The organism is Chryseobacterium sp. BIGb0232, assembly GCF_024810195.1.
Taxonomy (GTDB): Bacteria; Bacteroidota; Bacteroidia; order Flavobacteriales; family Weeksellaceae; genus Chryseobacterium; species Chryseobacterium pennae.
On the sequence record NZ_JANUEH010000012.1, the window covers coordinates 19,377 to 45,036 of the forward strand.

Genomic DNA, 25,660 nt, shown 5'->3' on the forward strand with positions numbered 1-25,660 from the left:
CACAAAAATTTATATCATGTCAACATTCAAAACCAACATTATTGCAGGACCACTTTGGAGTAATGACGAAGCACAAAAATTAGGACCACGTATTGCTGCGGCACATTTAGGAAAATTTACTGGACAATGGACTACCATTGTAGAAGGACAAATGAGCGTTATAGAAGTTGAATTAAATACTGAGCCAACCGGCAGTACAGAATATACTTTAAATGTTTTAGCCGGTCCGATCTGGAGCGACGAAGATGCTAAAGCTATCTGCCCTTCCATCTGTGCATCCTATGGAGGAACATGGAACGGACAATGGACAACAGTTGTAGAAGGCAAAATGAGCGTTTGCAGCTGCGTATTTAAATTCTAGCCTGAAAGAATAAATGTATTAATTTAAAAAAGCTGTCGCTAAAGTCAATTTTCTGACTTTGGGACAGCTTTTTTTTTGCTTTATTATTTTTTGTCTCACATGTTCAGGAGATTATGCCGATTTTTATATTCTGTATTTCTGTAAATATATATCTTCAGGATTATCTTTTCTTACAAAATTGAAAACAAATAATTTTTGTAAAAAATCTATTTATCACAGGAAACACATTCTGTAACGGGTTCATCTTTATTCACAGTTTTTGAACCATATAGATACATATATCTTACACTGATTACAAACCCGATAAAAGTCATCCCCACCCCTACCAATGACGGATAGTTGAAAGGTAATCCATATTCCAAAGGAATTCCGCCAAAGAAAGCTCCCATTGCATTTGCAATATTAAACCCTGCCTGCATAAAAGCTGCTGCCATCATCTCACTTTTCGGGGCAGCCTTCATCATCATAATATTAATGGGTGCAGCGATTGACATTTTGATAATGCCCCACACATAAACGTCAGGATAAAAGCTATATTCTGATGCTCGGAAAGCAAAAATACGCCTACCAGAGAAATCATCATCAGAAAGATCAGCAATGCACACGTTTTTTCCGGACCTAGTTTATCTGAAATAACACCTCCTGCCAGGTTACCAACTACCATCCCCGCTCCTGCAAGAACCATTACATAAGCCATCTGACTGCTTTGAACTCCGGAAATCACTGTCATTAAAGGAGTAATATAGCTTAACCACGTAAAAAGTCCACCAAACCCGATTGCTGTAATTGCCAATACCAACCATGCCTGCTTCTTTTTCAGAAACTTCAGTTCCTCCAGAAAATGGGTATTTTGATTAGCCTCCGTTGCAGGAAGCCATAATTTTAAAAACAGGAGGGCAAAAACACCAATTAAAGCTACGATAGCAAAATAAAGCCTCCAATGGAAAGTATGCCCAATATACGTTACCAAAGGAACCATGACCAGGTTGGCTACAGTAAGCCCGGTAAACATCATAGAGATATAGAATGCTTCTTTACCTTTCCCTGCCATTTTAGCGGCCACCACAGTCCCTACTCCAAAGAATGCCCCATGAGGAAGTCCAGACATAAATCTGATAATCAACATGGTCCCGTAATTGGGAGCAATGGCAGAAAGCCCGTTAAATAAAGTAAAAAGGATCATGAATGCGATCAGCACCTTTTTAGGAGGAAATTTCACCGAATATCCGATCAGAATCGGTGCTCCGATTACAACCCCCATTGCATAGGCTGAAATCAGGTGCCCGGCTTGCGGGATCGTAATCTCTAATGTTTTTGCAATATCCGGTAATAGCCCCATAACGGTAAATTCTGTGGTTCCTATTCCCAGTCCTCCTATCGCCAGCGGTATTATTCTTTTATCAATCTTCATTGTAAATTCTTTTCTCAATTAATCTTTTGAAATGCAAATGGTAACCCATCTTTATTTTGAAAGTGCAAAATTCGAAAGAAAGATTGGATTTCACACCTCTTTGAATGATAAAAATTTGCTCCATATTAACCTTTTTATTTAAATTTAACTCTACAAACAATCAAATGAGAACAAAATGAAGATCCAGAAAGAAATTATAGAGTTTGAAAAAGGGAAATCGTTCAAGCTATTTTCCCCTTCCCTAAAGAATTGTTTTTTCTGGCATTACCATCCTGAAATAGAATTGGTATATGTAGAAGCTTCAAATGGAATCCGCCATGTTGGAAAAAATATTTCAGGCTTTACCAACAGTGAATTGTTGCTGATAGGCGCCAATGTACCTCATCTTAATTTCGATTACGGTATACAGACTGACTGCAAGCAAATGGTACTGCAGATGCGTGAAAATTTTCTTCAGGATATCATTTTGCCTGTTCCTGAATTTGATTCTATTAAAAATCTTTTGGAACGTTCCCATCTTGGGTTATCCTTTTCCGGAAAAACAAAAAGCCTCGTGGTAGAAAAGCTTCAGATTATCAAAGATAAAAACTCATTTGAATCGTTGATTGGATTAATCGAAATCTTACAGATCCTGTCTAACTCTACCGAAGTAAGTGAAATTAATAAAGAAGATACCAGGGTCAAATGGTTTCTGAATGACAAGATCAGAATGGGAACCATCTACGATTATATTCATGAAAACCATGATAAGAAACCCAATGTAAATGAAATTGCCAAGATTGTCAGCTTGAGTACTCCTGCTTTTTGCCGCTACTTTAAAAAGCAAACCAATATGACATTTACAGATTTTGTTAATAATTACAGGATCAATCAGGCTAAAATTTATCTGTTAAAAGATTCTTCAGTGACAGAAGTTTGTTTTCAGGTGGGTTTTGAAAGCCTTTCTTATTTTAATAAGCTGTTCAAGCAGCATACGGGAGAAACTCCGTCAGAATTTAAGAAAAAACATTTTAAACCTATTGAGATCAATGGAAGGATTGGAGTAATTAATCGGGAATCTTCCTGTAATAAATCGTTTTGATGATCTGGCAGATCATGCAGATTTAAATTTTATATATTTTTACCACAGATCGCACAGATTTTCACAGATGATTGGGTATAGTTTGGATATGATATTACGATAAACCACCCCGTCAAAAATTCTTTGAATTCTTGCCCCTCTAAAGGGTGGGAATGATAACAGCTATCCTTCATGGATGCTTGTTAAGATCGTTGACAACTCTTCCCTATTATCTTCTCATCTATTATCTATTCGTCTATTCTCTCACCATCTCTCATCTTCCACCAGTACAAAAAAATAACCGCCCATTGCTGAGCGGTCTGTATTTTAATGAATATGTTTTTCTGCGTGGTAAGAACTTCTTACAAGAGGAGAACTTTCAACATGTCTGAAACCAAGGCTTCTTGCAAAGTCACCCAATTCATCAAATTCCTCAGGAGTAATGAATCTCTTTACAGGAAGATGTTTTTTTGTTGGCTGTAAATATTGTCCAAGAGTGATAACATCTACATTGGCATTTCTGATATCTTCAATCGTCTGGAAAACTTCATCTTTAGTTTCACCCAGACCAAGCATTACACCGGTTTTGGTTCTTCTTTGTCCTGCTTCTTTTAAATATCTTAAAACCTCAAGGCTTCTTTCATATTTTGCCTGAATTCTCACTTCTCTGGTCAAACGTTTTACAGTTTCCATGTTATGAGAGATTACTTCAGGGGCAACATCTACCAATCTGTCGATATGTTTAGTAATTCCCTGGAAATCTGGAATTAATGTTTCCATTGTAGTTCCCGGAGAGATTCTTCTTACAGCATTTACGGTTTCTCCCCAAAGAATAGATCCCATATCTTTCAGGTCATCACGGTCTACAGAAGTAAGAACGGCATGTTTGATCTTCATTAATTTGATCGAACGGGCTACTTTTTCAGGTTCATCCCAGTTTACATCAAGCGGCTTTCCTGTTTTTACGCCACAGAATCCACAGCTTCTTGTACAGATATTTCCTAAAATCATGAATGTTGCCGTACCTTCTCCCCAGCACTCCCCCATATTCGGGCAGCTTCCGCTTTGGCAAATGGTATTTAATTTATATTTATCAACCAAGGTTCTCAATTCCCTGTAGTTCTTTCCGGTAGGAAGTTTTACACGAATCCACTTTGGTTTTTGAACGGTAGTGTCTTGAACTAAATTTTCCATTTATTTCTCAAATTGAGGTTCAAAGTTAGTGATTTTTTTATCGAAACAATCAAAGACAGACATTGATGAAACATATAATTTGTATTTTTAAAATTCAATATTTCTTATGAAGACTATATTCTGCTTTCTGTTCCTTGTTTTGGGCATCTCTTGTTTTGCTCAAAAAGAATTCCAGCCAAAAGGGTCAGTAATTAATGAGACCATTGATGGTGATCTGGATGGAGACAGGATTCCGGAGAAAGTAATCGTTTATGATATTCCAATTAATGAGGAGTCCGGGAATGCCCGTGAAATTCAGATTTTAAAGAAAGTCGGTAATAAATGGACCCTTTTGGAAAAATCCAGAAATGCTATCTTAGGAAGTAAGGATGGTGGCGTAATGGGCGATCCTTATGTGAATACCACCATAAAAAACGGAATTTTGATCATCAAGCATTATGGCGGAAGCAGCTGGAGGTGGGCAGATACAGATAAATACAGGTTTCAGAACAGGCATTTTGAATTAATTGGAAACCTTTCCGAATCCGGTAGGGTTTTCGAATTCTGGAAGACCATTGATTTTAGTTTATCAACGGGACAAATTATCTACACAAAAACAGTTGAAAATACTAAAGATCCAGAAAACGGTAAAAATGAAACTGAAAAGTATGTAAAAAAAGGAATAAAAATTAATCTTCAGAACAGAAATGATAAAAGTGTAAAAATTATACTTCCTAAGACCAGACAGGAAATCTTTATATGAACTGATACTATGTCTGTTGACAAACACAAAGAAATGAGTTTCGTTTTTCCAAGCCATTATTAAAGGCAAAGATTTGATCTACGATAAAATTATGAATACATATTAATTGCCACAAATGTACGAATGACCTTCTTTTATATGACTATGTGGTTTAAAAAACCACTTTAATTTTAACCACATAGGCACACAGAATTTATTTGTAAATAAAATTATTCGTGCACTCGTGGCAAAAAATCAGGTCTTAGAGTTTTCCAACAATAATCTTAATGATCATCAAACTCATTATTCTTTAGCAACTCTGCAAGAACCTTTTTAGCACGCATCACGCGAACTTTGGTATTGGCAACAGAAATTCCCAGTTCTTCGGCAATTTCCTTGATACTTTTTTCTTCAAAAAACCTAAGCTTGATAATGTCTTGATAATTAGCATCCAGAGATTCTATGGTTTTAATGATTTTCTTCTGCTCTTCTTCAGAAATCAGAAGTTCTTCCGGAGATTTTGCATATTGATTTTTTACCTCATCAAGATTTTCAACGGCATCTTCGTTTTCACGGCTCTTCTTTCTCCAAAAGTCTATAACTGTGTTTTGAGCAATGGTGAGAATCCAGGTTTTAAACTGAAAATGCGGATCAAACATATCCAATTTCGATAATACTTTGGAAAAAACATTCACAGTAATTTCGTCAGCATCATTTTCATCTTTTACTTTTTTCATTACAAAAGAGAAAACATCCACCCAAAAAATATTGATGAGTTTAGTCTGGGCCTTTTGGTCTTTATCTTTAGCCTTTTGAATAAGCAGGAATAGCTGTTCGTCGTTCATTAATAACAAATATAGAGTATTTGGGGGGGAAATGCAAAGCGCATAGGCTCTCATTGGTTAATTTTGCTTTGCAAGTGAATGGCCAATCAGGAAAAGTATTAATTTTATCTCCTGTTTGAGATATTTTGCCATTTTACCTTCCCTGGCTTTTGAATTTATACTTTTGAATTTATTATCTTTGCAACTTAAAATTTTAAAGAAAAAAATCAATGAATTCCTTTATAGAAGAACTGAAATGGCGTGGTCTTTTTGCTGATATGATGCCTGGAACCGATGAACAGCTGAATAAAGAGGTAACCACTGCATATATTGGTTTTGATCCCACTGCCGATTCTTTACATATCGGAAGTCTTATTCAGATTAAAATTTTAGCTCACTTCCAGCAGCATGGCCACAAACCGATCGCGTTGGTAGGAGGAGCTACAGGAATGATCGGTGATCCATCCGGAAAATCTGCCGAGAGAAACCTTTTGGATGAAGAAACTCTTTTACATTATGTAGACTGTCTGAAAAACCAGCTTTCAAGATTTCTGGATTTCGCAGGAAACGGGCCTAATAAAGCTGAGCTTGTAAACAATTACGACTGGATGAAGAATATCTCTTTCCTTGATTTTGCTAAAAATGTTGGAAAGAACATCACTGTAAATTACATGATGGCTAAAGACTCTGTAAAGAAAAGATTTTCAGGAGACGGAGGTGCAGACGGAATGAGTTTTACAGAGTTTACTTATCAGCTTATTCAGGGGTATGATTTCCTTCACCTATACCAAAACAATAATGTGAAACTTCAGATGGGAGGTTCTGACCAGTGGGGAAATATCACTACAGGAACAGAACTGATCCGTAGAAAAGCTCAGGGTGAAGCCTTTGCATTAACGGTTCCCTTGATTACAAAAGCTGATGGTTCCAAATTCGGAAAATCTGAGAGCGGAGAAAACTATTGGTTGGATAAAAAGAAAACTTCTCCATACAAATTTTACCAGTTCTGGCTGAATGCTACCGATGAAGATGCTGAAAGATTCATTAAATTCTATACTTTCCTTGGAAAAGAGGAAATTGAGGCTTTAGTCGAAGAGCACAAAACAGCTGCCCATGAAAGAAAACTTCAAAAAAGATTAGCAGAAGAAGTAACAGTCTGGGTACATGGAAGAGAGGAATATGAAAAAGCGCTTAAAGCTTCTGAAATTCTTTTTGGACGCTCTACTGCTGAAGATTTGGTAAGCCTTGATGAGGAAACTTTCCTTGAAGTTTTTGACGGAGTTCCACAAAAGGATGTGGCAAAAGCGGATGTATTGGGAGTAAACATTGTTGAGCTTCTTTCTGAAAAATCCGGATTCCTTAAATCCAAGAGTGAGGCACAGAGAGAAATCAAAGGGAATGCAATCTCTATCAACAAGCAAAAAGTAAATGATACTTTTACAGCGAATGATACTGATCTTATTGACGGCAAATTCTTATTGCTGCAAAAGGGTAAGAAAAGCTATTTCATTGTAAAGGTTATTTAATTCTAATACTACATAAAAAACGGCCGCCGAGATAAATCTCGGCGGCCGTTTTATTTTAAGTCAAACAATATTTTTTCTAAAAAAATTAATTGACCTTATTGGAGAATTCCCGAAAGCGGTTGGCTCTTCTGAAAGTCCCCAGATCATTAAACCTGACCCCATATTTCCTCAATATTTCCTGGGCCTGTTTTCTTCCTATATGACGTACATAAAATGTCTCGTTAACCACAAAATGATGAATGCTGTGGGTCCAGCCAAAAAAGAAACAGAACACCTGCATAGGGAAAGTCCACCATACATTCAGGACCTGTGTCTGTTCAATCACATTTCCTTCCTCTATATCACCGAAATAATGCATATTGGAGGTGATAAAATGTAAACAGAACTGTCGTAATAAATTGGGAAGAAAAATCGTATAAATAATCACATGTAAGCTGCTTAATATATTTTCAATATAAAAAGGAAAACCGAAGTCTGTCATCATCCTTGCATTGATCCAGTGCAATAGCAAATCTGCAAAAAAGAGATACAATATCACATGAGCAAAAATGGTCACGGGTATTAAACTCAAAAATGTAATTCGTTTTAAGGTTAAAGAAGTTTCTTTCTTAAGGTTTCCATTCTCCACTTCCCTGTCCATATCCTTAAACATTTGCTGGAGACGCAGAAGGCCACCTAAAACAATATCAGCCGTGGTCAATAAACGTTTGATGGACCAGCGTTCACCATTCGTTACCCCACGTTCCTCCACATCATGTAAGGTTCCTGAAAATTTATGATGATGATAATGCAATGTACGTCTGATCCAAGGATTAATCGTTAATGGACGTAAAATCCAGACACTTAAAAGCATAAAATGATGTATTGGTTTTTGCTTCTTAAAATAGAGCCAATGAATAAGGTCATGCTCGATCTCGTGAAGAACTCCCATAAAAAAGGCATTCATAATAATCATCAGCCAGGTTGGAATAATTGCTTCATACCAGCCAACAGATGTAGCAACAATCGCAATAATTGAAAGTAAAAATATAGAAAACCCAATGCTGTCCTGCCTCTTCAATAGAGGATATTGCTCCTTAAGCTCCTGATAGGATTGATTAATTTCTTTCCTTATGTATCTCGATTTCTCCTGATGTTTCACTATTTGGTGATTTTGTAATCAAAAATAATAAATTATACAATAACTAAATACATAAATAATTATCATTAATACAAATACATTAAAAAATAATATAAATAGCATTATATCTAACTAAAATAAAACCGGCGTTAAGATGAATCTCAACGCCGGTTTCTTTATTTTGAAAGTATTAGTTTTTTTTAAAATACATAACTGGCAGAAGCAGATAGGTACTGACCGCTGGAAGTTCCTTCTTTTTTCAGTTCACCGTCTACCCAAATCTGAACTTTTAAAGTAGAAGATGCGTTTGCACCTACAGCATTTACCGCTACATTTGCATTATAAGCTCCTTTTTCTGCAGTCACTTCAGGGCTGGACCACGTTGTTCCGCTAAGGCTGGAAGCTGTAGTTGGGTTACCATCAATTCCATACACTGCTACACCTATATCACTTCCTGCAGAAGCTATTGCCTTGAAAACCAATTTATGACTTTTATTTGCTCCATTCACATTGTTATCATCATCGTCATCTTTACTGCAAGAAGTTACAAACCCCAATAACATAGTTGCAAGAAGTACTACAAACGTACCTTTCAACAGCTGACTCATTCCTGGTTTTTCCATAATTTTTTTGTTTAAATTTTAGTTACTTTATTTGATATTCTATGATTAGTGATTCTGTATGTGCAAAGCTATTAGAGTCATCAAACATTATCAATCCTGAAAAATGTGTAATTTTTTCTACCTAAATTCAGGTATTTTTTATGCTGAAATTTTTAATTAAATTCAGCGTTTATAAAAAAGATATTCTACAGAACCGATACCCGATGAAGAGATTACTGATCCTGTTAAGTCTATTGCTGTCTTTTGGTGTACAGTCACAGCAACTGATTCCCCTTAATGAGAAACCTTATTTAGACAGCTTACAAAGCGTAATAAAGAGTAACGGAGCAAACACGGCAAAGGCAAATGCTTCTTTTCTGCTGTCCAATTATTACAGAAATATAGATTCTCTTTTAAGTAAAAAATATCTGGAAAACGGTAAAACATTCATTAAAGGCGATGACTTTCTATCTGCGAAGTATAATTTCTATGAGGCTCAGTATAACCTTGACCGAAATAAAGGGAAAGCAGCTATTTCTTATCAAAAGGCTATTAAACAATTCTCAAAATTCAAAAATGAAGAATCCGATCTCTTTCAGGCTGCAGCCTGGTACAGCTATGGAGTAACACAGAAGGACAAGGAAGGATATCCTTTTTTGGTAAAGACAATCCTTGAAAAGAGTATTCCACTGGCAAAAAAATATGAGAACAGCAGAAACCTGGGATTTTTATATACTCAACTTGCCGTGATCCTTACCTATAATGCAGAATTTAAAAAGTCTGAAGATTATAATACTAAAGCTTTACAGATTCTTGAAAAACACTATCCCAATTCTCCGGAATTATTTTTCACTTACTTAAATTTAGCCAACAATTTCTGCTATCAGGCCAAGGGAGATGAAGCTAAAAAGTTTTTGGATAAAGCCGAAACTCTTATTGAGCCTCATCCGGATTCCTCCGTTAATGCTTTTTATTATTATGGTAAAACGCTTTATTATATTACCAGACAAAAGAACCCGGAAGCCTTACCCGTTATTGAAAAAGGGATTTATTATGCTAAAAAGTTTAATCAGAATCTATTGGCACAGATGTTCTATTTCAATAAATATGACATTTTAAGAAAGTTAAAAAGATATAATGACGCAAAAAATGTTCTTGAAGATGTTTTAACCGAAAAATCCCTTGCGCTTGATCTTAACAACCGGAAAACCATTTATAAGCAACTCTCTTCTTTACATGAGGAAATGGGCAATACTAAACAGGCTTTGATATGGGAACAGAAATATTCCAAGCTTAATGACAGTCTGAATACAGAAAATGTAAAACTGGAAATCAATAAAATTGAATCCAAGTTTAATGCTGCAGAAAAAGAGAGAAAAATAGCTACGTTAAATTCCGAAAAAAAGCAAAAAGAACTGGAAGTTAATAAGAAAAATTCCTATTTATGGGGACTAAGCCTTTTTTTATTATTAGTCCTAAGCCTCCTGATTTTTCTTTATATCATCTTCAGAAAAAACAAAAAAATCTCTGAGCAGAAGATCAATGATATAAAACAGAAAGAAGAACTTTCCTTAACCAAAGCCATTCTGGACGGAGAAGAAAGGGAAAGAGAACGTATCGCAAGAGATCTTCACGATGGTTTGGGTGGAATGCTTGCCGGAGTAAAGATCAATTTTTCTACGTGGTCAGCCAGTCACTTAGACCCTGAAAAAGATGCAGAGTTTTACAGGATTCTTGGGCAACTGGATAACTCTGTCAGTGAATTAAGGCATGTTGCCAGAAACCTAATGCCTGAGTCATTGCTTAATTTCGGTTTGGAAACAGCCCTGAATGATCTGTGTGAATTTTACAGCAGAAAAGATATGGACATTGATTTCCAGGCGATCAGTATTGAGAAAAATCTGCCAATCAATATTCAGCTCAATATCTACAGGATTGTACAGGAATTATTGGCTAATGCCATTAAACATGCTGAAGCCAGCAGTATTCTATTACAATGTTCCCAGTCTGAAAAAGACTTCTTCATTACTATTGAAGACAACGGAAAAGGATTTGAAAGCAACAGGGAACAGAAAACCAAAAGTATGGGACTCCATAACTTAAAAAACAGAGTAGATTATCTGAAAGGAAATATGGAAATCAGTTCCGACAGTCAGGGCACAACGATTAATATAGAACTCAATATAGATGGGGACTGAAAAAATAAATATTGTCATCGTAGACGATCATCCTATCGTCATCGAAGGACTGAAAATGATGCTGAGCAGCCAGCCATTCTTTAATATTCCGGAAACTTTTACTTCCGGTTCTGAAATCATCAGCTTTATTGGATCCAATAAAGTGGACATTATCCTTTTGGATATTACACTTCCGGACGCCAATGGTACAGAGCTTTGCCGGGAGATTAAAAAAATATCTCCCGATACTTCTGTCATTATGTTCAGTAACCGTTCAGAAAGAAGTATCATCATGCAATCTATCCAAAACGGAGCGAGTGGCTATCTTCTTAAGAATACCTCTATTGAAGAATTAGTGATCTGCATTAAAGGGGCGTTATCCGGAGACATTGTTTTTTGTAATGAAACCAAACAGATCATCAGTAAACCTTCTCAAAATGAACTACCAATTCCAAGACTTACCAAAAGGGAGAAACAGATCCTGCAGCTGGTAGCACAAGGGAAAACAAGCAACCGGATTGCGGAAGAGCTGTTTCTAAGTCCGCTTACGGTAGATACTCATCGTAAAAACCTTCTCCAAAAATTTCAGGCTAAAAACTCTACAGAACTCGTTAACCAGGCTATAGAGTATCATCTGATTGAAAAATAAAAAAACCGCTCCAAGAGCGGTTTTTGTTTTATATAATAGTTTTATTTACGGTTCTAGGAAACTGAAAGCAACTTTGGCAACTTTGTTATCACCTTGCCCTGTAACTTTAGCAGTTCTGGCAATTTCTCCATCTATATAAAGAGTAATTGTCATTTCCGAGTTCGCCTGTGGCAACATAGCATTAGCTGCAAAATTAATCTGTGCCTGGCTTGAATTTACCCATACTTCTCCACTTGACCAGCTTTCTTTTAAAGGTTTAAGATCAGTACTGTAGGTAGTATTCTGAGCAGTTCCTATCTGAGTTACTGTAGAGATAAGTTCTCCACCTGTACTGGTTTTAGCTACAAATTGAACCACGTGATCCTTAAATTCTTCATCTTCATCTTTTTTACACGAATTTACAACAGTAATCACTGAAAATAACAAAACGAATAAAGAAGAAAGTCTAAGTAAACTTTTTAAATTGTAAAATTGCTTCATTTCTCCAAATAGATTTTTTAATGTTCCAAATATAAGTTTTTTATTAATATAAAAATATCTTTGATAAAAATTTTACAACATTTTTTTACAAAAAATATCAAATTAATAAAAAATAAAATCAAGTTAAAAAACCCAATAATACAATGTAATTCATTAATTATTAAACATAAAACATCTTTATATTTAGAATTATTTTAATACTGATAAAAACAGAATATAAATATTCATAATGATACGCTCTCAGATCAGAGATCAATCCTTGCTGTATCCGGAAAATGATTTTCAGATTCCTCTATATGAATAATAAAAGATAGGATTTACAATGTAATTTATTAATTATATTTGCTGTATGAATTTAGATTACTTAGTAAGAGAGCCGGAAAATATTACATCTTCGACCCCTATACTTTTTATGCTTCATGGCTACGGCAGCAATGAGCAGGACCTTTTCAGCTTCAGAGAAACCCTTCCTAAAGATTGGATCATCATTAGTTTCAGAGCTCCCAGAAATACTCAGTTTGAAGGGTATTCATGGTTTGATATCAACTTCAATGATCCTGAAAACTATATTGATGTTCCTCAGGCTAAAGAATCTTTAAACTCTGCATTGGAAAGCATATTAAAAGTAATCAATCATTATGGTCTTACAGAGAGTAAAGTCCATTTGTGCGGATTCAGCCAGGGAGGGATATTATGCTATGCCCTGGCCTTAAAACACCCTGAGTTATTTACAAATATTGCCTGTCTGAGTGCTTATGCGGAAGAAAAGATTCTGGACGGAATTGTAAAGGACAAAAAGAAACTGGAAAAACTGAGATTTTTTGTATCCCATGGTACGGATGATGCTGTAATCCCTCTGGAATGGGGAAGAAAATCGGCTGAGTTACTTTATGATCTTAACTGCTACTTTACATTCAGAGAGTATATGAGTGGGCATGGTGTGAATCAGAAAAATTATATGGATCTAATGGATTTTTTCTCTAAATAAACAGAATTCATTTTTTTCAGATAAATTCAACACAAAACAATAATTCATTGTAGTTTATATAAACATTCCTGTATTTGGGATGTTTTTTTATTACAATAAAGATAAATTCAGTAAATTCAGTAAATGAAACTAAAGCTTCTTTTACTGGGTTTATTATTAGGTATTTTTATTAATGCCCAGGACACTTTCAGGCTGATCAATACCAACAAAACGGTTATTCCTTTTCAGCTTATCAATAATCTGATTTTCATTCCTGTCAATATTAATGGAGCTGACCTTACCTTTATGCTGGATACGGGAGTAGCAGAAACCATTCTGTTCAGCCTGAATAATAAAGAAATTAAACTGGAAAATGTTGAAAAAATAAAATTCTCAGGTCTTGGAGGAAGTTTAAGTATCGATGGGTTAAAGTCTGAGCGTAATCTTGCCAGGGTCGGTGATCAGATCATTAATACTTCCATGTCTATTTATGTGATCCTTGATGAGGAATTCAATATTTCTTCCCATGTTGGAATCCCCGTAAACGGTGTTATCGGCTATCATTTCTTTAAGGACCATCCTATCGCCATTGATTATATTTCTAAAAAAATAACGGTCTACGAAAATATAGATTCTTTAAAAAAGAAGATCAGAAAGTTTGATGAAGTCCCGATCAGCATTGAAAAAGATAAACCTTATCTTATTGCTGATGTAGAAATGACCAATGAAAAGAAAGGCTCAAAACTGCTGATCGATCTTGGAAACAGTGATGCCATCTGGCTCTTCCCTACTCTTATCAAAGATTTTGTTTATAACAGACCTAATATTGATGATTTTCTCGGCCGTGGATTCAATGGAGATATTTATGGTAAAAGAAGCAGAATTCATAATTTTTATATCAACGATTTTAAGTTTGCCAAACCTCTTACAGCAATGCCTGATGAATTCTCCATTCAGCATGTGAAATTGGTAAAAGACCGGAAGGGCTCTGTAGGCGGCGAAATCATGAGGCGGTTTTCCATCATTTTTGATTATGCTAACAATAAACTATATTTGAAGAGAAACAGAAATTTTGATGATCCTTTTCATTTTAATATGAGTGGACTGGATTTCAAACAGGATGGACTGGAATGGCAAAAGGACAGAGTTCAAATTGAAACCCAAACAATGGGTCATACAGATAATACGAGTAATGCCACCGAAGTATATAAAGACTCCTTTCAGTATAAATTCAGTCTGAAACCTATATTTTCCATTGCTGGGATCAGAAAAGATTCGCCAGCTTATGAAGCAGGGTTAAAAAAAGATGACAGGATCATCAGCATCAATGGAAATAAAACTTCAGATATGAAGCTTGAGACCATCCTTGAGACCATGAAATCATCTGAAGGACGAACCATCACCATGATTATTCAAAGACAGGAAAAAGAAATGACTTTCCGTTTTAATTTGGAGGACCCAATTCCTTATCAAGAATAAATAGTATGACAACCGAAGAAACCACCTTAGACAAAATAAGAACCCGCCCGAGATTTAAGATGTTTACCCATCTTACCAAGGAAGAGTATGCTGTTAATCTGAAAAAATATCTCGCCGAACATAAAAATGAGTTCTCCGGTAATATCAATAAGGAAGTAGCTACTATCTGGGTGGAAACGAAGGATGATAATTACTGGAAACCCCGCCTTGCCCTCCGTGTTGAAATGGAAGATGATGAAACAGTAATACGTGGAATTTTTGGCCCCAGCTCTGCAGTCTGGACATTCTTTATGTTCCTTTATTTTACCTTTTCTATTTTCTGGATGACCTTCTTTACCATGTATTACGTAGAAAAACAAATAAAAAGCGCTGAATACCCTTGGGCACTGAGCGCTTCTTTTGTCATGTTATTTTTTATTCTTCTTACTTATATTGCTGCAAGGTTCGGGCAGCATAAAGGGAAAGATGAAATGCTTAAATTAAGACAATTTGCTGAGGAATCCACTTTACAGTTTGAGAAGAAGATTATTTAGACAAAGTATCTGTAGGTCTCTCATTCTGAATTGGAGTAGCCATTGCTTTGGCCGTTTTAATAGAATCGGCTACTTTTTCTCTGTTGGCTTGTTCCTTCAGCATTTTAGGAACATCCGGTTCCAACAATTTCGTCAGCTCTTCTACAGAAATGTTATTGGCATTAGGGTCATCAAGAAGTTTTTTCCATGGTCTTCTTCCACCCCAGTTATAGTCACCAAATACCATTACTGCAGTACCTCTTGCTTTTGTAGTGGCCCCACCAGGATTCAGGATCCAGGTATCAGCATAGGAATACAGCCACTGGGCATCTTTTCTTAATAATCTTAAGCAAGAGTGTGAAGCCGGATATCCCGGAAGTGTATATTCATGCCATCCGATACCACCTATATTGTGGATATTAAAGTTATAAGGAAGTTTCCATTCACTGCTGACTGTAGAAATAGAGAGTTTCTTTTTCCAGTTGGCAAAAGTAAGTCCTCTTGTGGTCTGTGCTGCTTTTTTTCCCATACTCGTTGGCCCCCATTTTACAAGACCTCCATTGGAGTACACAGCATAAGCCTGAATAGGATATGAAAAGATCACAAATTTTTTCACACCGCTTAATACATCAAGCTGCATGGGAAACGGCGAATATGCCATCAGAGTAGTATCTATTTTCGCAGGAACCACCAGCGTATCGGCATTCCATTTGCTTTTAGAATCCAGCCTGTTTAAGGCTAAAATAGCAGTACGTTCCTTCTCATCATATTTTTTACTGAATTCCGCATATACAGAATCCCTCATTTTCTTGTCTTTTGGAAGGACAAAGGCATTATAAAAACCATTCTCCTGCATCATCGGCGGAGCTGATTCTTTTTTCACCACAGGTACTGAATCTTTTTTTATAGAGTCTTTTTCTGCTTCAGGAGTCTCAGAAGCAGAAACGGTATCTTTAAAAGTATCGCTTATCTTTTCTATTTCTTTCTTACAGGAAACAAGAAATACTGCACAGAAACAGGCGTATAGAAATGATTTTTTCACAGATATGTTCTTCATAAATAAAACAGGTCATTTAGTTTGGCTACCCAGTACAAATATCAGACCTAAAATTGAATCCTAAAAGACATTCTGAAAAATACCGTAAAAAAACGGTGCCTAATAAGTTTTATCTACAGTAATTTATTGGTTTTAGCATAAGATAATGCTTCTGCAATATTGCTTACTCCAATTTTTTCAAAAAGTTTTTTCCGATGAAACTTCACCGTATCTGCCGTAATAAAAAGCTTGTCAGCAATTTCGCTGATCGTATGACCACTGGTATGCAGGCTTAAAATTTCATATTCGCGTGAGGACAATTTTATCTTTTCACTTTTCTCCCATTTATCTGCTGTGAGATCATACTTCCAGACTTCATCGGAGCCTTCTCTGCTAAGTACTACATTCCCGGAGGAAGTATTATTAGAAAGAGAAACAGCACATAGAGCCTTCCACACCTGTCCGTCTTCAGTAAGGAACATAGGGGCAAGTTTATGATTCACCAGGATCATATTCTTTTTGCTATTGATAAGATAAAAGTCATAGGAAATGGAATACAGCTTCCTGTCCTCTATAGGAATCTTATCATAAAACTTAAATCCTGCTTCATTGATCTTAATCAGCATTTCCACATCTTCAGGTTTCACATTCTGAAAATAGAATGCATACCCCAGATTTTTTACTTCTTCTGACGTTTTCCCACATAAAAAAAGAGGATTTTCTGAGACATATTCAAACCCTTTAGTTTGATAGTTGATGACATACAAACTCTGGTATGTGGTTCTGGCAAGTGCTTTTATAGCCTCCAGATAATCACCACCCTGGCTTAAATCAATGTCAGCATCTTTACTGACCTCATTTTTTTCGTTGAAAAACCTGTTAATCTGTTCCATATTTTTTAAAAGCGTTCTTCACGACTACACTAAAGGATAGTTTTTAGCTTTCATCCCACAAATCTACACAAAAGTGTAGCGATTCTCAAAATACCGTGATATACATTTGCAAATGATTTGCATGATTGTACCTTTTTCAGAACCGCATCATCAGGATGAGTCTGAAAAACATCACATACAGGCTATCAAAAAACACCAACTTTTGTCATCAATAACCATGATATAGAAGCTGCAGAAATTCGGTCCAAACAAAGTTGATTCGTCAAGTTTTTATCGTAAAATAACTCAGACAATGACACCTAATTCAGACTAAATATTAAATAATTGACCGAATAGAAACAGCTCAAAAGATCAGCCTTTTAAACAGCATAAATCTCTGCTTTAAATTACAAACTGATCAGCACACCATATCACTGATTTTTACTATTACTGTCCTATCAGACAGTAATTTTTTTTTATATAATATTTACCTTTTCAATTCATAATCCAAGAAAGAGATCCCATTATCTCTATGACTGAATTTTATGATTGAAATAAAGAGTTCCAAATCTCCAATAATAAAAAATCCAAATTGCAAACCAGGGCAGATTCGTAATCAGAAAAAACAGAATATCCTCTCCATTGATTTTTTGTCCTTCCGTAATCATAAAGAAATAATAGATGATAAAAAGAATCGGAAGCAAAAACCAACACAGAAACGTTTTCATTTTGCTATGAAAAGATCTTAAAAGTGAAAACAGACTACTGAATGAAACAATACTTAAAAATAAAATCCAGATAATCACCAGACCATAAGCCAATCCACTCATATCACAGTTTCTTGGATGTTCCCCCATCTCGGGTTTAGTAAGGTTCATAAATACAATGAGAAGAATGGTTGAAATAATGGTTGAGAAAAACCAGGTCTTCAATACTGATAATAATATGAACTTCTTTTTTGACATCAAATTCCGCTTTAAATGCTAAAGTAATTATAACTATTCAATTTTACAAAATATACCTGATTGTTTTCTGACTGATATTTAATAATTTGTTAAAGATACCATACCCATATTATCTATAATTTTGACAAAATATCAGTTATCATGTTATACATCATTATGGTAGTTGTACTACAGGCACTTATCACCCTAACCCTATTACTCTATCTCATTAAAAACAGGGAATCTGTCCTGAACATGCTGATACTGTATATCGGAGTGGTTGCATTGGATATGGGATATGAATATTTCATTATTCAGAGATTCGGCTATGAGTCTGTTCTTTATGAAATTCCGGGAAGTCTCCGGGTTTTTAAAGGACTTATTTTTTTATATATTACCACTTATTTAATTCATGCCAAATGGAGAGACAAACTTAAATATCTGATTGTTCCTCTTACATTAATTGTTGTTCATCATGCCATTGCCTTATCTGCAAAAATCTTTGATCTGTCCTGGGCAGATATTGCTATCAGGTCATACCAGGCTTATTTTACTTATTATAGCTATTATTGGGTAGCATGTCTTATTACCTGTATTTATTTTCTTACAAAATACCGTAAAAGCATCACTCATCCTGTGGCCAGTAATTTCCGCTATCTGGTCTGTTATGTATTAATGGGTGTACTGGTTTTCTGGACGGTTTATCAATTGGGCTGGGATACACTAATCTATCAGAAGGTCTACAGTCTTCTATTTCTTTTCCAGTTTGGATGGATTTTGTACGTTTATATTTTAACGTACCAGCACAGGCTGCTGGAACAGCAAAATACATCTCCCTTTCAGGTTCCCAAAGAAACCTATCAATATAAAGACCTTTCAAAAATAGATTTTGACACATTACAAAATGCAATTATCTCTTTTTATAAAGAAAGTGATATCTATCTGGATGAAGAATTTACTTTGGATCAACTTTCCAGCCATTTAAAAATAAGTAAAGCAGATCTAAGTCTTACTTTTAATAAGCACCTCAGCACCAATTTCCATGAGTACACCAACAGAAACCGGATTCAACATTTTAAACAAATCTTATCAGAGGATCCGTCTGCCAGTGTCATTGATCTTGCTTTTCAATGTGGTTTTAAATCCAAATCAACTTTTTATAAGTATTTTAAAAAGGAATTTGATTGTCTTCCTTCTCAGCTTATTCACTAATTTACAATTATTTAATATTAACAACCCATTGATTTACAATACAGTTCACCTCGAACTCAGCAGAATTGGTTGTCTTAAATTTAAATGAACTAAAACTTTTTGATGAGCCGGCATCTTTGTAAAAATTTCACTAAGATGTCACGAGAAAGTCTTTTTCTAACAAAAGCAGCATTTTTTCTTTTAGGCCCTTTAGCCTTTGCACAGACCTCAGTTCACGGAACTGTAATAGACAGTCAGGGAAATCTTCCCAATGCTCTGGTTTACATTGAAAACAGTGGTCAAAAGGTTACTTCCGATACCGACGGATCCTTCATTTTGAATAATGTTCATGATGGCAGTTACAGGCTTGTTGTAGAATACAAGGGCTATGATACTGTTTACATTCCTTTCAATGTAACAGACAAAAAAGAGGTAGATCTTGGATTGGTTAAGTTTGGAAGTAAGCCTAAAGAAAACAGTATTCAGGAAGTAGTGGTCACCAGTGTTTACAAAGCCTCACAAGCCAGAGCCATTACAATGAAGAAAAACTCCAACACCATCACAGAAGTGCTTTCTGCCGATGCCATTGGGAAACTTCCGGATCGTAATGCAGCAGATGCGGTACAACGGATGCAGGGAGTATCTATTGAACGCGATATGGGTGAAGGACGCTTTGTAGCGGTAAGAGGAACTCCTATACAGTGGACAGCTTCTACTTTAAATGGTAATAGAATGCCTAGCGCAAGTGGTGACAATGCCAACCGTGGAGTTCAGATGGATATCTTCCCTTCAGAACTTATCCAGAATGTTCGTTTATCTAAAGCCCTAACTCCGGATCTGGATGGTGATGCCATTGGCGGAAATGTAGATTTTATTACCAAAACTTCCCCCAATAAAGAAACTTTAGCCATCAGTATGTCTTCCGGATATGTTAACATGTCGAAATCCCCAACGTACAACTCTTCCATTGTTTATGGCAACAAAATTACCAACAAACTGAAATTTATTTCTTCTGCCGTGATTTGGAAACGTTCTACTGCCATAGATCAGATGAGAAATATTTTTAACTATGGTTTGAAAGACAAAACAGCCTCCTACTCTATCAATCAGCTTCAGCTCCGTGATTACCTGGCAAACCGAAGAACACTTGGATTTAATCTAGGTTTGGATTATGAGATCAACAGCAGGAATAAATTATATTTTAAAGGTTTATACAGCCAATATAAGGATGGGCAGTCCGTAAGGGAAACCTATTTTAATTTTGATAATAAAAATGTAACCCTTCAGGCCCGTCATGCAGATTATCTCACAGACCTCTATTCTATGCAGCTGGGTGGAAATCATCAGGTGGGACAACGTTTGGAAGTAAACTGGTCTTTATCCAAAGCCCGTTCAGAGTTCAGATTCAATTCTCCGGAAAATCTTGACAGAAATGAGAGAGGCTATCCTATGGTCAATTTTGTACAGCCAATGACCTATGGAAATCTTTCTGCAGATGGAAGAAAATATACGGCAATGGACGCTCCTGATGGCATCGGAGATACCGGAAGCTACATCTTACCTTATAACCAACAGGTTATAGCAGCGGATAAACTGAAATTAAATCAGGTTATCCTCAGTCAGAATCACAACAGTGAAACAGACCTTAGAGGCCAGGTGGATTTAAAATATAAAGTCTCTGATAATTTTGAACTTAAATTCGGGACAAAATATAACAATAAGAATAAAAATGTAGACAGTTCTTTACTGGTATGGATGCCTAAATCCGCACTTGGAATTCCCGGAGCTCCGGTAACTTTTATGAGCCAGCTTGAACGTGAAGCATTCCCATATAAAGGAGGTTTTATGAATCCTCTTGGAAATCCTTACAATCCTGTTATCATGGATCAGATTACGAACGGACAGATTGATCAGATGTACAATCCCGGTACACAGAACAGTTTAGGACTGATGCAGGTAAGCAGTAAAGACAGCAGTTCCAATATCACCAGCTCTTACCGCGGAACCGAAAACGTATGGGCTGCTTATATGATGGGAACATGGAAAGTGACCGATCAGCTTCAGATACTGGGAGGTTTCAGAAATGAATACAATGATATTACGTTCTGGGGTAAAAAAGTAGTTTCGGATAAGGATCATAAAACGGAAGATATTAAAGACAGTAAAACCTACAATGTTATACTTCCTATGGTCAATATGAAATGGAATATCAGCAGTAACCGTATTTTAAGGCTGGCTTATACCCGTTCCTTTGCAAGACCTGATTTCAATGACCTGAATCCGGGAACCATCGTCAATGATATCACTAACACCATCACTCAGGGAAATACTAAACTGGATCCTACATTTTCCAACAACTTTGACCTGATGTTCGAGAACTACTTTGGAAAACTGGATCTGATTACCGCCGGAGTATTCTATAAAGACATTACCAATCTCATTTATAAAGATCAGTCAGTGGCAGATATTGGAGGCAGAACCTACACCTTTACCGCTCCTAAAAACCTTGAAGGAGCAAAACTGTTCGGTTTTGAGTTGGGGATCTCCAAACGTTTTGAAAACTTACCCGGATTTTTGAAGAATCTAGGTTTTGAAGGGAATTATACCTATATCTCTTCCAAAATGAATATGCCGATTTATGAAAACGGACAGCAGACAGGAACCATGTCCACTACAATTCCTAATCAGGCGAAACATATCTTCAATACCATCTTATTTTATGAAACTAGTAAACTGATGTTTCGTGTTGCCGGTAATTACAAAGGTAATTATGTAAGCGAGATTAGAGCTGCTGCAGGGGCAGATCATTATCAGTATTTTGATAAAAACTTCACTGTAGATCTTTCTACTTCATACAGTATTTCAAAAAATGTCCGGTTATTTTTAGAGCTTAACAATATTTTCAATGAACCCAACCGCTATTATATGGGAACTAAAGACCGTGTAGAAAATATGTCCTACTCAGGGATGCGTGGACAAATGGGATTCACTTACAATTTTTAATCAAAAAATTTATTCATCAATGAAAAAGTATATCTATGGAGCTGCATTTTGTATGACAGCATTATTACAGGCACAGAACCAATGCCAGAATCCAAAGATCAATCAACTGCAGATTGTGGGAACACATAATTCATACGCTCAGCCTGCAGACTCCAAAGTTTTGGATATGGTAAGCCCAATCATTAAAGGGATGATGCAAAAATATGACAGTATGATGTCTGAAGAACAGAAAGCAAAGTTCAAGGAATATCATCCTAACGGAATGGATATCCAAGAAGGTTTGAACTATAACCATCCTGATTTTACAGAACAGCTCAATGCCAATCTGCGCGGTCTGGAAATAGATGTTTATTATGATCCGGAAGGCAATAGGTTCAGCCATCCCGCCTCATATGAAGCTTTAAAATCAAAAGGAGTAACAGATTTAGCTTCTTTTAATACCAAAGGATTGGATCAGCCTGGATTTAAAGTGTTGCATATGGCTGATATTGATTTCAGAACCCATTATCCTACTTTAAAAGATGCCCTTACAACACTTAGAACATGGTCTGACCAACATCCCGGACACACCCCTGTCTTTATGATGATTGAAGCAAAAGATTCAGGGTTTCCTATTCTTGAAAACAGGACAAAGGTTTTAGCATTTGATAAAAAGGCTTATGATGATCTGGATGCTGAAATTGTAAAATATTTGGGAAAAGATAAGATCATTACCCCAATACAAGTTCAGGGAAAATACAACACCTTAAAAGAAGCAGTCACCCATAATAACTGGCCAAAACTGAATGACAGCAAAGGGAAATTCATCTTTATGCTGCTGCCGGGAAGTGCAGGAACCTTGTCATCTAAAAACAATCCTTATCTTATAAACGGCTCACTGAAAGAAAGAGTGATGTTTCTGAACAGTGAACCTGAGGATTCTTTCGCAGGATTTATATTAAGGGATAATGCCATTGTAAGACAAAAAGAAATTCAGAACCTGGTAAAACAGGGATATATGGTAAGAACAAGATCAGATATTGAAACCTATGAAGCCAAGGTTAATGATTTTACACGATCTAAAGCAGCCTTCAGTAGCGGAGCACAAGTAGTCTCCACAGATTTTTTCCGTCCGGGAAACACCTATGGTACTCCTTACTTTGTGCAACCTCCTCAAGGAAAAGACTTCCTTGATAACCCTGTCAACAGCTCATGTAAATAAAATTAAAGCCAGCTCTGTTTCCAGAGCTGGCTTTTTACAATATTTTATGCTGATCTTTTACACTTTATTTTTATCGTAAATCACTTTTCCTTCTTTAATGGTTTGAAGGACCTTAATGTCTTTAATTTTCATCTTACCCTCTTTTAACGGATTCTTATCCAGAATGACCAGGTCTGCAAGCTTATTTTTCTCCAAAGTTCCTTTAGTAGCCTGTTCCATATACTGAATAGCCGGATGTATCGTAATAGCCTGAAGCCCCTGATAAGGAGTAACACACTGATCCTGACCTATTGGTACATTATCCGATGAAATTCTATTGACTGAGGACCAAAGCACCATCATTTGATTCAATGGAAGAACCACAAAGTCTGTATGATTGGTTGGCTTTAATCCCAATTTTATCGCATCTTTCATTGGACTCATATACGCAGCCTGCTTAGCTCCTCTGTTTTTAATATGTGCATCAGCAAAGTAGTATGTATGCAAGGTATAAAATGAAGGTAAAATTTTATATTCCGGATATTTCTGCAACTGCTTGTTGTTCACAAACTGAGAATGTATCATTGTCACATGTCTCTCTTTTCCAAGGTCATGTTTAGCCACCATCTCATGAGCTTTCAGAAAGGTAGCAATCGCAGAATCCCCATTAGCATGAAGATTCAGAGGAACTTCCATTTCATACACCATTCCAACCATAGCATTGATTTCAGCTTGTGAAAAGGTAAGCTCTCCGGTCCAATTCTTGTCATCTTTATTACTAGGGCTTCCCGTAAGATAAGGATCCTTAAAGAAAGCTGTTTTACCCTGAGGAGAACCGTCTATTGTAATTTTAACGCCTCCTATTTTAAGGTGATTATCATATTTCAACCAATCTTTTTTAGGGTATTTTGCCAAAATAGATTTCAAATCTCCAATAAAGGGAAATGCAATAATATCAATCATATTCACATTTGCTTTATTAGCATTTTTCATAATTTCCAGGTCATTAAATTTGGTAGCTCCATCATGAGCTGTTGTAATACCAGCTTCTGCATACAACATCTGACCTCTTTTTGACCACGCAATCTGCTGGTCCGGACTAGGTTTCGGTAAATTGTCAAAGATCGGTAAATAGGCAGTTTCCATAATTAAACCATAAGGTTCACCGTTGCTGTCCCTTACAATCACACCTCCTTTTGGAGTTGGAGTATCTTTCGTAATATTAAATCTTTTAAGAGCTTTAGAGTTTAATACCGCCCCATGCATTGAAATATGTCCTACTATAACAGGATTATCCGGAAAGGCTTTATCCAGATCATCCCTGTTCAGCAATCTTCCATCCGGCATTTTTGTATCATCATAACCATACGCCTGAATAAGAGAATCTTTAGGAATGTTCCCTTTATCTTTAAGCTGTTTTATGGTGGCAATAATTTCATCTACATTATCACCTTTTCCATCAGTAATAGGCTTAGGAGAAACATTTGCCTGATCTGATACCGTTAAAGAATTGATGTAATGACTGTGAGCATCAATAAAGCTAGGCATTAGAGTTTTTCCTTCAAGATCTGCCAATTTTGCGTCCGGAGCCTGTTTTTTTGCTTCCTCCAAACTGCCTATATAAGCAATTTTTCCATCTTTAATCCATACCGCTTTAGCATAATTTGGAGTATCTCCTGCCATCGTGAGGATATCGCCCCCAAAATAGATAACGCCATTACCTGTAGCTTCCGTAATGTCTTTGTACGTAATGGTTGAGTTCTTACAGGAGATTAAACCGGCAAGAGCAATACTCAACAGAAAAAACTTAATCTTTTTCATGTCAATTTTTGATTTTTGTTATTAGTTTTTTATTATTAAACCGTCCCACTATCAGGACTAATTTTTTAAACAATAAATAGTCACCTCACAATCAACATTATACAGGAGGCTAGTATCATCATCAATTTATTTGAGAGTGTTCCGTGAAAGTATTTGAGAATGATAAAAAAGAAAATGATATTGCCGATCCTACAATCCAGGGTGATCTTTTCTTAGTTTAAAGCTGGTCTGATTTTTAAATTTAATTAAACACAGATCTACAAATTCCTTTCCATGGAACTTTCACTTTTAACGGCTAAGCAATATTTACAAAAATAAAAGAAATTAAAAAATAAATTTAAAACAATTTGTAGAATTAATTACAAATATTAATAGAAATAATTTTATATGATTAAAATAATCACAATACAACAAACGATTTAAAATCCTTATTATTCAAAAATTCATAAAACCGATACCAATAAAAAAGTCTTCCAATGATAGAAGACTTTCTTTTTCTTTTGATAAGTATTGCCCGGAATTTTCCGTGG

The 25,660-nt window shown here is 35.9% G+C and carries 23 protein-coding genes; 12 read left to right on the forward strand and 11 right to left on the reverse strand.

Annotated elements, in window-relative coordinates:
* The first annotated feature begins 16 nt into the window (after window positions 1-16).
* A complete protein-coding gene (locus tag M2372_RS21070; protein WP_115973016.1) occupies window positions 17-361 on the forward strand; it encodes a mannan-binding lectin in 345 nt (114 codons plus the stop codon).
* A 206-nt stretch (window positions 362-567) separates the two neighbouring features.
* Here M2372_RS21070 and M2372_RS25555 read toward each other — a convergent pair whose 3' ends face one another.
* Together M2372_RS25555 and M2372_RS21075 are read right to left on the reverse strand one after the other, a co-directional pair.
* Window positions 568-855: a hypothetical protein gene (locus tag M2372_RS25555; protein WP_310473128.1), complete on the reverse strand. Its 288-nt coding sequence runs from the start codon at window positions 853-855 to the stop codon at window positions 568-570.
* Window positions 825-1,772 carry an MFS transporter gene (locus tag M2372_RS21075; protein ID WP_310473129.1) on the reverse strand — a complete coding sequence of 316 codons (948 nt, stop codon included), beginning with the start codon at window positions 1,770-1,772 and terminating at the stop codon, window positions 825-827. Before M2372_RS21075 ends, M2372_RS25555 begins: the two co-directional genes overlap by 31 nt.
* A 175-nt stretch (window positions 1,773-1,947) precedes the next feature.
* Between M2372_RS21075 and M2372_RS21080 the strand changes: the two genes are divergently transcribed.
* The gene (locus M2372_RS21080) at window positions 1,948-2,853 is read left to right on the forward strand and encodes an AraC family transcriptional regulator (RefSeq protein ID WP_123321269.1); all 906 of its coding nucleotides are present in this window, start codon (window positions 1,948-1,950) and stop codon (window positions 2,851-2,853) included.
* 306 nt (window positions 2,854-3,159) lie between these two features.
* On the opposite strand, the gene lipA is transcribed toward M2372_RS21080, so the two are convergent.
* Entirely contained in the window at window positions 3,160-4,026 is an 867-nt protein-coding gene (gene lipA / locus M2372_RS21085) for a lipoyl synthase (RefSeq protein WP_115973014.1), read from the reverse strand.
* Between the two features lie 106 nt (window positions 4,027-4,132).
* Here lipA and M2372_RS21090 point away from each other — a divergent pair, with 106 nt between their 5' ends.
* Complete coding sequence (locus M2372_RS21090) at window positions 4,133-4,768, forward strand: hypothetical protein (RefSeq protein ID WP_123321268.1); 636 nt, start codon at window positions 4,133-4,135, stop codon at window positions 4,766-4,768.
* A gap of 263 nt (window positions 4,769-5,031) precedes the next feature.
* Here M2372_RS21090 and M2372_RS21095 read toward each other — a convergent pair whose 3' ends face one another.
* Window positions 5,032-5,592, reverse strand: coding sequence for an RNA polymerase sigma factor (locus M2372_RS21095; RefSeq protein WP_115971798.1), 561 nt, complete (start codon window positions 5,590-5,592; stop codon window positions 5,032-5,034).
* Between the two features lie 209 nt (window positions 5,593-5,801).
* Here M2372_RS21095 and tyrS point away from each other — a divergent pair, with 209 nt between their 5' ends.
* Window positions 5,802-7,097 carry a tyrosine--tRNA ligase gene (gene tyrS / locus M2372_RS21100; protein ID WP_123321267.1) on the forward strand — a complete coding sequence of 432 codons (1,296 nt, stop codon included), beginning with the start codon at window positions 5,802-5,804 and terminating at the stop codon, window positions 7,095-7,097.
* Window positions 7,098-7,182: 85 nt separating this feature from the next.
* Here tyrS and M2372_RS21105 read toward each other — a convergent pair whose 3' ends face one another.
* The gene (locus tag M2372_RS21105; protein ID WP_123321266.1) at window positions 7,183-8,238 is read right to left on the reverse strand and encodes a fatty acid desaturase; all 1,056 of its coding nucleotides are present in this window, start codon (window positions 8,236-8,238) and stop codon (window positions 7,183-7,185) included.
* Window positions 8,239-8,417: 179 nt separating this feature from the next.
* The gene (locus M2372_RS21110) at window positions 8,418-8,840 is read right to left on the reverse strand and encodes a hypothetical protein (RefSeq protein ID WP_123321265.1); all 423 of its coding nucleotides are present in this window, start codon (window positions 8,838-8,840) and stop codon (window positions 8,418-8,420) included.
* 140 nt (window positions 8,841-8,980) lie between these two features.
* On the opposite strand from M2372_RS21110, the gene M2372_RS21115 reads away from it, so the two are divergent.
* Both M2372_RS21115 and M2372_RS21120 read left to right on the forward strand, forming a co-directional pair.
* Complete coding sequence (locus tag M2372_RS21115; RefSeq protein WP_123321264.1) at window positions 8,981-11,017, forward strand: tetratricopeptide repeat-containing sensor histidine kinase; 2,037 nt, start codon at window positions 8,981-8,983, stop codon at window positions 11,015-11,017.
* The gene (locus M2372_RS21120) at window positions 11,007-11,645 is read left to right on the forward strand and encodes a response regulator transcription factor (RefSeq protein WP_115971803.1); all 639 of its coding nucleotides are present in this window, start codon (window positions 11,007-11,009) and stop codon (window positions 11,643-11,645) included. Before M2372_RS21115 ends, M2372_RS21120 begins: the two co-directional genes overlap by 11 nt.
* A gap of 45 nt (window positions 11,646-11,690) precedes the next feature.
* Here M2372_RS21120 and M2372_RS21125 read toward each other — a convergent pair whose 3' ends face one another.
* Window positions 11,691-12,125: a hypothetical protein gene (locus M2372_RS21125; RefSeq protein ID WP_115971804.1), complete on the reverse strand. Its 435-nt coding sequence runs from the start codon at window positions 12,123-12,125 to the stop codon at window positions 11,691-11,693.
* Between the two features lie 349 nt (window positions 12,126-12,474).
* Here M2372_RS21125 and M2372_RS21130 point away from each other — a divergent pair, with 349 nt between their 5' ends.
* The 3 genes from M2372_RS21130 to M2372_RS21140 all read left to right on the forward strand — a co-directional run bounded on the left by M2372_RS21130 (window position 12,475) and on the right by M2372_RS21140 (window position 15,104).
* Window positions 12,475-13,113 carry an alpha/beta hydrolase gene (locus M2372_RS21130; RefSeq protein WP_123321263.1) on the forward strand — a complete coding sequence of 213 codons (639 nt, stop codon included), beginning with the start codon at window positions 12,475-12,477 and terminating at the stop codon, window positions 13,111-13,113.
* A 123-nt stretch (window positions 13,114-13,236) separates the two neighbouring features.
* Window positions 13,237-14,571 (forward strand): PDZ domain-containing protein, encoded by a 1,335-nt coding sequence (locus M2372_RS21135; protein ID WP_123321262.1) that lies wholly within the window; start codon window positions 13,237-13,239, stop codon window positions 14,569-14,571.
* A gap of 5 nt (window positions 14,572-14,576) precedes the next feature.
* Complete coding sequence (locus M2372_RS21140) at window positions 14,577-15,104, forward strand: hypothetical protein (protein WP_123321261.1); 528 nt, start codon at window positions 14,577-14,579, stop codon at window positions 15,102-15,104.
* Here M2372_RS21140 and M2372_RS21145 read toward each other — a convergent pair.
* The 3 genes from M2372_RS21145 to M2372_RS21155 all read right to left on the reverse strand — a co-directional run bounded on the left by M2372_RS21145 (window position 15,097) and on the right by M2372_RS21155 (window position 17,956).
* On the reverse strand, window positions 15,097-16,140 hold the full coding sequence (locus M2372_RS21145; protein ID WP_115971808.1) for a L,D-transpeptidase: 1,044 nt from the start codon (window positions 16,138-16,140) through the stop codon (window positions 15,097-15,099). The two genes, M2372_RS21140 and M2372_RS21145, sit on opposite strands and share 8 nt — an antisense overlap.
* Before the next feature lie 113 nt (window positions 16,141-16,253).
* Window positions 16,254-17,012 (reverse strand): response regulator transcription factor, encoded by a 759-nt coding sequence (locus M2372_RS21150; protein ID WP_115971809.1) that lies wholly within the window; start codon window positions 17,010-17,012, stop codon window positions 16,254-16,256.
* A gap of 509 nt (window positions 17,013-17,521) precedes the next feature.
* Entirely contained in the window at window positions 17,522-17,956 is a 435-nt protein-coding gene (locus M2372_RS21155) for a hypothetical protein (protein ID WP_123321260.1), read from the reverse strand.
* Between the two features lie 141 nt (window positions 17,957-18,097).
* Between M2372_RS21155 and M2372_RS21160 the strand changes: the two genes are divergently transcribed.
* The 3 genes from M2372_RS21160 to M2372_RS21170 all read left to right on the forward strand — a co-directional run bounded on the left by M2372_RS21160 (window position 18,098) and on the right by M2372_RS21170 (window position 23,330).
* On the forward strand, window positions 18,098-19,147 hold the full coding sequence (locus tag M2372_RS21160) for a helix-turn-helix transcriptional regulator (protein WP_115971811.1): 1,050 nt from the start codon (window positions 18,098-18,100) through the stop codon (window positions 19,145-19,147).
* 135 nt (window positions 19,148-19,282) lie between these two features.
* A complete protein-coding gene (locus M2372_RS21165) occupies window positions 19,283-22,129 on the forward strand; it encodes a TonB-dependent receptor (RefSeq protein ID WP_123321259.1) in 2,847 nt (948 codons plus the stop codon).
* Window positions 22,130-22,148: 19 nt separating this feature from the next.
* Complete coding sequence (locus M2372_RS21170) at window positions 22,149-23,330, forward strand: phosphatidylinositol-specific phospholipase C domain-containing protein (RefSeq protein WP_123321258.1); 1,182 nt, start codon at window positions 22,149-22,151, stop codon at window positions 23,328-23,330.
* 57 nt (window positions 23,331-23,387) lie between these two features.
* On the opposite strand, the gene M2372_RS21175 is transcribed toward M2372_RS21170, so the two are convergent.
* A complete protein-coding gene (locus tag M2372_RS21175; RefSeq protein ID WP_123321257.1) occupies window positions 23,388-25,130 on the reverse strand; it encodes an amidohydrolase in 1,743 nt (580 codons plus the stop codon).
* Window positions 25,131-25,660 lie beyond the last annotated feature (530 nt).